Origin of the sequence: Saccharothrix sabaoui (genome assembly GCF_051756985.1) — a bacterium.
Lineage (GTDB): Bacteria > Actinomycetota > Actinomycetes > Mycobacteriales > Pseudonocardiaceae > Actinosynnema.
The window spans coordinates 1-9,909 of sequence record NZ_JBPKJK010000241.1 but is presented as its reverse complement, the minus strand read 5'-3'; the positions used below and the strand labels follow the sequence as shown (position 1 = coordinate 9,909).

10 protein-coding genes are annotated in these 9,909 nt (G+C 72.8%); 8 read left to right on the top strand and 2 right to left on the bottom strand.

Annotated elements, in window-relative coordinates; genetic code table 11:
* Positions 1–61 precede the first annotated feature (61 nt).
* Positions 62–349, top strand: coding sequence for a hypothetical protein (locus tag ACR807_RS39275; protein ID WP_306750761.1), 288 nt, complete (start codon positions 62–64; stop codon positions 347–349).
* A gap of 130 nt (positions 350–479) precedes the next feature.
* A complete protein-coding gene (locus ACR807_RS39270; protein ID WP_438926612.1) occupies positions 480–923 on the top strand; it encodes a MerR family transcriptional regulator in 444 nt (147 codons plus the stop codon).
* An 18-nt stretch (positions 924–941) separates the two neighbouring features.
* Here the strand turns inward: ACR807_RS39270 and ACR807_RS39265 are convergent, their stop codons facing one another.
* Positions 942–1,868 (bottom strand): NADP-dependent oxidoreductase, encoded by a 927-nt coding sequence (locus tag ACR807_RS39265; RefSeq protein ID WP_438926611.1) that lies wholly within the window; start codon positions 1,866–1,868, stop codon positions 942–944.
* A 265-nt stretch (positions 1,869–2,133) separates the two neighbouring features.
* Between ACR807_RS39265 and ACR807_RS39260 the strand changes: the two genes are divergently transcribed.
* From ACR807_RS39260 to ACR807_RS39235, 6 genes are all read left to right on the top strand, one after another.
* Positions 2,134–3,042, top strand: coding sequence for an ABC transporter ATP-binding protein (locus ACR807_RS39260; RefSeq protein WP_438926610.1), 909 nt, complete (start codon positions 2,134–2,136; stop codon positions 3,040–3,042).
* A 10-nt stretch (positions 3,043–3,052) separates the two neighbouring features.
* Positions 3,053–3,793, top strand: a complete 741-nt coding sequence (locus ACR807_RS39255; RefSeq protein WP_438926609.1) for an ABC transporter permease — start codon at positions 3,053–3,055, stop codon at positions 3,791–3,793.
* 3 nt (positions 3,794–3,796) lie between these two features.
* Positions 3,797–5,077: a sensor histidine kinase gene (locus tag ACR807_RS39250; protein WP_438926608.1), complete on the top strand. Its 1,281-nt coding sequence runs from the start codon at positions 3,797–3,799 to the stop codon at positions 5,075–5,077.
* Positions 5,074–5,703 (top strand): response regulator, encoded by a 630-nt coding sequence (locus tag ACR807_RS39245; protein WP_438926607.1) that lies wholly within the window; start codon positions 5,074–5,076, stop codon positions 5,701–5,703. Before ACR807_RS39250 ends, ACR807_RS39245 begins: the two co-directional genes overlap by 4 nt.
* Before the next feature lie 297 nt (positions 5,704–6,000).
* Positions 6,001–8,049, top strand: coding sequence for a toll/interleukin-1 receptor domain-containing protein (locus tag ACR807_RS39240; RefSeq protein ID WP_438926606.1), 2,049 nt, complete (start codon positions 6,001–6,003; stop codon positions 8,047–8,049).
* A 73-nt stretch (positions 8,050–8,122) separates the two neighbouring features.
* Complete coding sequence (locus tag ACR807_RS39235; protein WP_438926605.1) at positions 8,123–9,073, top strand: hypothetical protein; 951 nt, start codon at positions 8,123–8,125, stop codon at positions 9,071–9,073.
* Positions 9,074–9,113: 40 nt separating this feature from the next.
* On the opposite strand, the gene ACR807_RS39230 is transcribed toward ACR807_RS39235, so the two are convergent.
* Positions 9,114–9,909 (bottom strand): NlpC/P60 family protein (locus ACR807_RS39230; protein ID WP_438926604.1); only part of this gene is annotated, 796 nt, incomplete at its 5' end.

The following is a 9,909-nucleotide window of genomic DNA, read 5'->3' as shown; positions in this document are numbered from 1 at the left end:
CACCGAAGCGCCGGGCCACCGGGAAGGCGTGGAACGACCCCGTCCGGGGTACGGCAGGGGGGTGACCGAACGAGAACCGCTGGACCTGGGCACCACCGAGCTGTCCGCCGAGGAGGAGGCCCGCCTCCGGCGCGAGCACGACCTGGACCGCCCCGAGGTCTTCGACCGGCGCAACGGCGTCGACGAGCGGACGCGGACGCGCGCCAACCTGCTGCCGGAGGAGCTGGAGACCGGCAGCGCCGACCCCGAGGCGCAGGCACGCGAGGTGCTGCGCGACTCGGACCTGCGCACCGAGGTCCCGGAGTCCGCGCCGGACACGATGGCCGAGCGGCGCGAATCCGGGGCCTGAGCCCCACCGGGAACGGCCCGGTGGCACCTGCGGCCTGCTCCGCTCCCGTGTCCTCGCCCGCTCGAACCCGGGAGCGGGCGATTAGACTGCGGGGGTGGGAGTACCGGCTTGCGCGCGGGACGGTGGCCTCGTGGCCGCCGCGTCTCCCGCGACCATGCGGATCGGCGAACTGGCCCGGTTGACCGGGGTCAGCGCCCGGTCGCTGCGGTACTACGAGCAGCAGGGCCTGCTGCACAGCACACGTTCGAGTGGTGGTCAGCGGTACTACACCGCGGCGGAGATCGCGCGGGTCGAGGTGATCCGGCGGCTGTTCGACGCGGGGCTGGGGAGCAGGGTGATCGCCCGGCTGCTGCCCTGCGTGGACAGCGACGACTCCGGCATCGCCGAAGACGCCTTCGGCACGATGGTCGGGGAACGCGACCGCCTGACCGCCGACATCACCCGGCTCGCCGAGGCACGGGACGCCCTCGATGCGCTGATCGAGGTGAACACCCGGTACCGGCTCGGCGCGGACCGGGGTGGTCCCGGTCGCGCCGAGGAGGACGCCGAGGAGGGTCTTCACCGCGCGTCGTGAGGGCACCGCGTCGTGAGGTCAGAGCCTCATGTCGATGACGAGCTTGCCCGCCGCGTGGCGGGACTCGACGAGGGCCAGCGCCTCCCCCGCCCGCGCGAGCGGGTAGGTCGCCGTGACGTTCGGGTCGAGCCGCCCGGCGACCATCAGCGCGGCGACGCGCTCCAGGCCGCCGCGGTCGAGGCGGCGGCGGACGGGCACGCCGCCGAGTTCGGTCACCGACACGTCCCCGACCGAGACGAGCGCGTCCGGCTTCGCCGCCAGCGGGGCGACGGCGCGCAACGAGTCACCCCCGACCGTGTCGACCACGGCGTCGAAGCCGTCCGGGGCCAGCTCCCGCAGCCGGGCCACGACGTCGCCGGCGGTGTAGTCGACGAAAGCGGCCCCGGTGGCCGTCGCGCTGTCCCGCTTGGCCGCGCTGCCCGTGCCGGTCACGACCAGGCCGCGGTCCCGCGCGATCTGGGCGACGGCCAGGCCGACGCCGCCGCCGATCCCGTTCACCAGCAGCGACGCCCCGGCGGGCAGGTCGAGCTGGTCGAGGACGTCGAGCGCGGTGGTGCCGGCGACGGGGATGGTCGCCGCCCAGGTCTCCGGCAGCGCGTCGGGGATGCGGGCCGTGGACCCGGCGAGCAGCAGGGTCGTCCCCGCGTACGTGCCGGCACCGGTCAGGGCGAACCCGGTGACCCGGTCGCCGACGGCCAGGCCGGACACCTCGTCACCCACTGCCAGGACCGTGCCGGCGGCCTCGATGCCGAGGACCTGCGGGAAGGGGAGGTGGCCGTTCATCTCGCGGAGGTGGCCGGAACGGAGGTGGTGGTCGATCGGGTTGACCCCCGCGGCCGCGACGCGGACGAGGACCTCGGCGGGACCGGGCGACGGGTCGGGCCGGTCGAAGAACTCCTGTACGTCGGCGGGACCGAAGGTCCGGTACCCCAGGGCTGTGCTCATCACGGCTTCCTCTCTCGACGTCCTCGTTCGGCGATCGGCGATCGGCGTTCGGTGATCGGCGATCGGCCCGAGGACGTCACGAAGCTAAGCCGTGACACCGGTGTCAGGTTCCAGTCCGTGTGACGCGGGGAACACCCGGAGCTTTCCACCGGGGGCCTGCCCCTCCATCCTCCGATCGGAGGATGGAGGGGGTCTACCGCGTCCGCGGTGATCCCCGCCCGCGTGGTCGATCCGGCGCGTCCCCGCGGGCGGCAGGCTCCTCCGCATGGCGATCATCGAGGTACACGACCTCGTCAAGCGCTACGGCGACCACACCGCGGTGGACGGGGTCGGCTTCGCCGTCGAGCAGGGCGAGATCTTCGGCATCCTGGGTCCCAACGGGGCCGGCAAGACCACGACCGTCGAGTGCGTCGAGGGGTTGCGCACCCCGGACGGCGGGACGATCCGCGTCTGCGGCCTCGACCCGCGACGCGACACCGGCGAGCTGCGGCAACTGCTCGGCGCACAGCTCCAGGCGAGCGAACTGCCCGACAAGCTCAAGGTCCGCGAGGCGCTGGAGCTCTACAGCTCCTTCTACCGCCGGCCGGCCGACTGGCGGGAGCTGGTCGAGGTCCTGCGCCTGACCGACAAGCTCGACGCGCAGTTCCGGCGGCTGTCCGGCGGGCAGAAGCAGCGGCTGTCGATCGCGCTCGCCCTGATCGGCGGCCCGCGGGTGGCGGTGCTCGACGAGCTGACCACCGGCCTGGACCCGCAGGCCCGCCGCGACGCGTGGGACCTCATCGCGGGCGTCCGCGACCGCGGCGTGACGATCCTGCTCGTCACGCACTTCATGGAGGAGGCGGAACGGCTCTGCGACCGGCTGGCCGTGATCGACTCCGGTCGGGTCGTCGCCCTCGACTCCCCGGCCGGGCTGGTCTCGCGGATCGGTGACCGGCAGCGCCTCCGCTTCCGGCCGTCCGCGCCGCTGGACCACGCCGTGCTGACGGCGCTGCCCGAGGTCGCCTCCGTCGAGCAGGCCGGCGACCGGCTGATCGTGACCGGCACGGGCGACCTGCTGCTCGCGGTGACCGCCGTGCTCGCCCGCCACCGGATCACCGCGGCCGAGCTGCGGGTCGAGCAGACCTCGCTGGACGACGCGTTCGTCGCGCTGACCGGCCGCCCCGCCACCCCCTGAGGAGACCACCGTGCCCGCCCTGTCCCGACTCACCGCCACCGAGACCAAGCTGTTCTTCCGCGAGCCGGTGCTCGTGTTCTTCACGCTCGCCTTCCCGCCGCTCCTGCTGGTGGTCTTCGGCGCCATCCCCGCGATGCGCGAACCCTCCGACGACGCGGTCGGCCTGCGGGCGATCGACCTGTACGTGCCGATCACCGTCGCGCTGGGCCTGGCCCTGTTCGCGCTCAACTCCCTGCCCCAGCTGTTCGCCACCTACCGGGAGAAGGGCGTGCTGCGGCGGATGCGGACCACCCCGGTCGAGCCGAGGGCCATGCTCGGCGCGCAACTGCTGATGGCCCTGGCCCTGTCCGCGGCGACCGCGCTGGTCGTGCTCGCCATCGGCCGGCTGGCGTTCGGCGTGGGCCTGCCCCGGAACCCGCCCGCCTACCTGGTGGGCTACCTGCCCACGGCGCTGGCGATGTTCACGATCGGCCTGCTCATCGCGTCCCTGGCGTCGACCGGCAAGAGTGCCGGCGCGGTCGGGACGCTGGTGTTCTTCCCGCTCGTGTTCTTCGCCGGCCTCTGGTTGCCGCGCGAGAGCATGCCGGACGTCCTGCGCTCGATCAGCGATTTCACCCCGCTGGGCGCGGGCGTGCAATCATTGCAGGACGCCACGGTCGGGCACTGGCCGCAGCCGCTGCACCTGGCCGTGGTGCTGGGGTGGGCGGTCGTGGCCGGGATTCCGGCCGCGCGGTACTTCCGCTGGGAGTAGGTCGTGGGCGTCGAGGCGGAGTTGCGCGAGGAGTTCGACCGCTGGGAGCGCAAGGAGACCGCGGTCCTGAAGGTGCTCCCGTACCCGCTGCTCGCGATCAGCGTCCTGTTCACCCTGGTGCAGCCGCTCTGGGGCGCACCCGTGCACCTCCCCGCGGCGCTCGGCCTCTCCGCCGTGCTCACCGCGTGGGTGCTGTGGTTCCACACGCTCCACCCGGAGTCGCACCGCGACCACCCGCTGATGGGCCTGTACTACGCGGTGCTCGTCGGGTTGACCGCCTGCCTGGTGCTGCTCACGCCCTGGTTCGGCTTCTTCGCCTTCATCGGCTACGTGCACGCCTTCCAGTACCTGAAGGGCCGGTGGCGGTACGTCGGCGTGGTCGTCACGTCCGCGGTCACGGCGGTCTCCTACGTGGGCGGGGCGGACAACATCACCGCCGAGGGGTGGTGGAAGTGGCCCGCCATCAGCGTGATCACCACGGTGATCGCCACGACGGCCTTCCACGCCGACGTGATGTCCGACCGGCGCAACCACCGGCAGAAGCGGGCGCTGGTCGAGCTGCACAGGGCCAACGCCGAGCTGGAGACCGCGCTGGCGGAGAACGCGGGCCTGCACGCCCAACTGCTCGTGCAGGCCCGCGAGGCCGGCGTGCTCGACGAGCGGCAGCGGATGGCGCGGGAGATCCACGACACCCTCGCCCAGGGCCTCGCCGGCATCCTCACCCAGCTCCAGGCCGCCGAGCAGGCGTCGGACGAGCCGGCGACGTCGCGCCGGCACGTGGCGAACGCAGTGGAGCTGGCCCGCGAGAGCCTCGCCGAGGCCCGCCGGACGGTGCACGCGGTGGGACCGTCCGCACTGGCGGAGTCCCGCCTGCCGGAGGCGATCGGCGACGTGACCAGGCGCTGGTCGGAGGTGAACCGCGTCGACGCGGTGCTGACCACCACCGGCGACGCCCGGCCGATGCACACCGACGTCGAGGTGGCGCTGCTGCGGACCGCGCAGGAGGCGCTCGCCAACGTCGCCAAGCACGCGCGAGCCGGTCGGGTCGCGCTCACCCTGTCGTACATGGAGGACCTGGTGACGCTCGACGTGCTGGACGACGGGGTGGGTTTCGCACCCGACGCCCAGCGCGCCGGCGGTTCCCCGGACGGGGGCTTCGGGCTCGCCGGCATGCGGCAGCGGGTGCAGCGCCTCGCGGGGCGGCTGGACGTCGAGTCCGAGCCGGGCGGGGGCACCGCGATCACGGTGACGGTGCCCGCGATCCCCGCCGGGAGCGGCAGGTGATCTCGCTGCTGATCGTCGACGACCACCCCGTGGTGCGGGACGGGCTGCGGGGCATGTTCGGCGCCGACCCGCGCTTCAAGGTGCTCGGCGAGGCCGGTGACGGCGCGGAGGCGGTCTCGGCCGGGGAACGGCTGTGTCCAGACGTGATCCTCATGGACCTGCGGATGCCCGGCACCGACGGGGTCACCGCCATCAGGGAGCTGGCGAAGCGCGGCGTGCCGTCACGGGTGCTGGTGCTCACCACGTACGACACGGACAGCCACGTGCTGGCGGCCGTCGAAGCCGGCGCCACCGGCTACCTGCTCAAGGACGCGCCGAGGGAGGAACTGGTCCGCGCGGTGGAGGCCGCGGCGCGGGGGCAGGCGGTGCTCTCCCCCACCGTCGCGACCCGGCTCGTGGGACAGGTGCGCAGACCCGCCCCGGCGCCGCTGTCGCAGCGCGAGCTGGAGGTGCTGGAGCTGATCGCCGGCGGCTCGACGAACCGCGAGGCGGCGAAGCGGCTCCACATCAGCGAGACGACGGTCAAGACGCACCTGCTGCACGTGTACGCGAAGCTGGGCGTCAACGACCGGGCAGCCGCCGTGGCCACCGCCTTCTCCCGCGGCTACCTGGGACCGAAGGACTGACCACCGCTCCGCTCGCGGGAGTTCAGCGGTGGCCGGTTTCCCGGACCGAAACCCCGACCTGCGTGAACGACGTTCTCGGCGAGCACAAAGTCCGAACGAATCCCCCTCGACACAATACGAATGCCGAGCAATGCTCATTCCCCGTCGCCCCGAAAACGATTCCTCCCCCACTTCCCGCACTTATGCGGACAGGTAGCATGGAAATCGCCGACAAAGGGAAATGCGCGCCTCGGTCACCTTTCGGACGTGATGGCGCGCGCCTCGTCGATGCGATCACCGAAGCGGAGGATTGATCACATGGCAGGCGTGTTCGTCAACTACCGGGCCAAGGACAACCCGGTCGCCGCCGCCGCGATCGCCCAGGTGCTGAGCGACAACTTCGGCAAGGAATCGGTCTTCCGCGACTGCGTCTCGATGGACCCGGGCGAGCCCTACCCGCAGGCCATCCGCAACGCCCTGTACTCGGCCGACGTCCTGGTCGCCGTCGTCGGCCCGAACTGGATGGTGCGGGACCCGTCCACCGGGAAACCGCGCATCGAGTCCGAGGACGACTGGGTCAGGATGGAGATCGCCCACGCGCTGAGCCACGGCATCCCCGTCGTCCCGGTGCTGCTGCTCGACACCCCGGAGAACGCCACCACCCCGCGCCACCACGAACTGCCCGCCGACATCAAGCGGTTCGCCAGCATCCAGGCCGCGCGCTTCAGCCAGCGGCGGTTCGGCAAGGACGTGGCCGACCTGGTGGAGCGCCTGGTCGAACTGGTGCCCACCCTCGCGGTACCGCGGCTGTTCGTGCAGCCCGTGCCCGCGCCGGGCGCCGACGTGGCGCCCAGCGTGCTGTTGCGGGCGGAGCACGGCGTGGTGCCGTTCTCCGGTCGGCAGCGGGAACTCACGGACCTGACGGCGTGGGCCAACGACCCGGCCACCAGCGCCGTGCGCCTCCTCGTGGGGCGTCCCGGTTCGGGGCGGCGTCGGCTGGCGCTGGAGCTGTGCGACAGGCTGCGGCGCACCGGGTGGTTCGCCGGTGTGCTCGACGGGCAGGCGCCCGCGGCCCAGATCCGCCGCGCCGGCTCGGTCGACAGGCCCCTCCTGGTCGTCGTCCCGGACGGCGAGCTGCGGTCCGAGCAGTTGGCGGTGCTGGCGGAAGCGCTCGTCGACCGCTCGTCGGCGCGCGGCGCCCCGAGCAGGTTGCTGGTGCTCGCACGGTCGACCGGTGGCTGGCTGACCCCGTTGCGGGAACACGCCGACGACCGGGTCGCCGCGTTGTTCGGCGACGCCGACCGCGTCGGCCCGGTGGCGCTCGACGGTGTTCCGGTCGGCGCGACGCCCGAGGCGGCGGTGGCGGCGTTCGCGGACGCGCTCGGCCTGCCGGTGGCACCGCCTCCCACGAGCCGGGCGGAGACGGTGCTGGAACTCCACGCGCTCGCCCTGGGAGCGGTTCTCGGGTCGGCCGGTCACGAGGACCCGCCGGCCCGGGTGCTCGACCACGACCGCAGCCGGTGGCGCTCGGCGACCGACGACCGCGGTGCGCCGGGGACCGCGCGGACCGCGCTCGCGGTGATCGGGACGCTCGCCACGTTGTGCGCCCCGGCCTCGCGGGACCGGGCGGAGGCGCTGATCGCCAGGCTTCCCGACGTCCTCGGGGAGGACCCCGCGGCCGTGCGCGAGTACGTCGAACTCTGGTCGCGGCTGTACCCGGGACCGCACCCGGTGAACGCGCTGAGCCCCGACCTGCTCGGCGAACGCCTCGTCGCGGACACCCTGACCGCGCAGCCCCTGCTCGTGACGACCCTCGTCGCCGCGTTCCCGGACGAGTGGCTCACCTCGACGTTGACCGTGCTCGGCCGGGCGCTCACGCGGCACCGCGACCTGGTGCCCGTCGTCCAAGCCCTGTTCCGCGCGGCACCTCACCGGATCGAGCCGCTGATCTTCGACGTGGTCACCAGGTTGGAACACCCCGAGCCGCTGGCGAGGGCGGTCGCCCACGAGATGGGGAACGTCGACCGGCAAATGCCGGACGCCTTGTCGCTGCTCATGAAGCTCGTCGGCGGTGACCAGGCGCGCGACCCGTTGCGCGGCGCCCTCGTCGACGCGGCGCTCAAGGCGAACCAGGAGTTCATGGACCAGCTCAGGGAACACAACGGCACCACCGTGCCACCACGCCTCGCGCGCGTCCTCGACGCCCTGAACACCACGGTGCGCGACTTCCTCGTGGGCGGCGTCGACCCCGGGTCGGGGCGCATGCCGATCAAACCGGACGGGAAGCCGATCCTGCCGCCCGGCGCGTTCACCCTCCTCCGGGACCTGTTCCTCAAGCAGCCCAAGGACGACAAGAAGGACGGCTGACCCCGGTGCCGCCGAAGCACCGTGCGCACGGGGACGGCCCCGTCGGAGAAGCCCGAACCGCTTGGAGCGCGTCGTGAACAAGCACGAGAAGTTGGCGTGGTCGGTGGTGCGGCCACTGGAGCAGTACCTCATCCGGAAGAAGCAGGTGGGGAGCGGGGTCTACGACGTCCAGCTGGAGGTCCTGCTCGGCCGGGTCGACGTGCAGGTGGTGTCCGACCCCTTCGCCGCGGAAGCCTTCGAGCGGTTCAAGGTGTCGCCGGCCGACCCGCTCGTGACGCAGACCCTGTACCTCCAGCTGGTCCGGCACCTTCGCGACGACCCGGAGTTCGGCAGCCGGCTCCGCGAAGCGCTGCGCGGTGCTCCGGCCGGCACCCGCAGACCCCGCACGCGCCGCACCAGGTGGTTGGTGCTGTGGACCGCGGGCGTGGCGGTGCTGCTGCTGACCGGGTTCCTCTGGGGGCGCTCGACGAGCCCGCGGTGGCCAGGCGAGGCAGAAGCCCCGCCCACTGCCGAGACCTCCGCCCGGCCCGCCGGCACGCCCCCGGTGCCGTCCGGGACGACGAGCACCGCGGTTCCCGCGCCGACCGGTAAGCACAACAACGGCACGACCCCGGTGCTCCTCGAGACGCTGCCGAACCACTCCTGGCAGTTCGGGCACGGTGAGCGGGACGTCCGGGGCACGACCTACCCGTCATCGGTGTGGGCCGAGCTGCCCACCTGCGGGGAGGTGTCCGTCGAACAGCAGTTCCAGGTGACGGGCTTCCGGCGGTTGGAGGTCCCGGTCGTGGGGGCCGACTCCGCCACCGCCCGGGCATCCGTCAAGTTCGAAGTCCTGGGCGACGACAACAGGCGCTTGGAGGAGGTGGTGGTCGTCGAGGGTGGAGCGAGTGAGGTGGTCGTCGAGCTGCCGTACGACACTTCCACCATCACGTTGCGCAACTCGTTGGTGAACAACGACGTGCCGGACTGCGAACCGGTGCACGCGGTGTGGGGCTCTCCTCGGGTGCTCCCGGCAGGACGGTGACCGGTCCCAGGACGGTGACCGGTTCGGAGCCGACGTGCGGTCAGAGGCGCCTGGCCGACCGCCACGCGGTCGAGTAGAAGCCGCCGTCGTCCAGGAGGGAGGTGCCGCCGACGTCGCCCAGCGTGGGGCCGTTGATCCGTTCCCTGCTGGAGACGAAGCGGTGGTGGCCGCCGTCGTCGAGGCCCAGGTAGATGCCGACGTGGTCCAGGGTTTCCGGGTCGTCCTCCACCTCGAAGAACACCAGGTCGCCCGGTTGGAGCCTGCTGTAGTCGGTGGCGCGGCGGTGGTCGTCGGCCACGACCTGCACGCCCGGACCGAATTGCGAGATGGCATAGGCACGCCGGGGGATGCCCGGACCGGGCGTGTTGGTGGACAGCAGCGGCATTCCCAGGCGGTAGCCGAACACCAGGCGCACGTAGCCCGAGCAGTCCACGGCGCCGTAGCGGTCGCGCTCGGGCTGCGCGCTGCCGCCGTTGGCGAAGTCCCAGGGCACGCCCAGGTAGTCGTAGAAGTCCGACTGCTCCTGCCGACCTGCGCCGGACGCCTTGACCGGGCCGAACGAGGCGTCGCCCCGGAAGCGCACGCCGTTGGCGTCGGTCTCGTCGGGCATGTCGATCAGGTACTCGGTGGCGGTGGCGAGCACGTCGGGGCCGGTGTCCTCGCGCGCCCGCGCGAACCACTCGGTGAACCACGCCTCGTCCTCGGCGCCGGCGCGCCACGGCTGCGGCAGGAGCCGCACCCACGAGGAGGTGGTGACGGCGGCAGCGGTCGCCTTGGGTTCGCGGAACGACCGGGGCGGGCCGGTGAGCAGGGCGGTGCGGGCGTCGTCGGTGAGC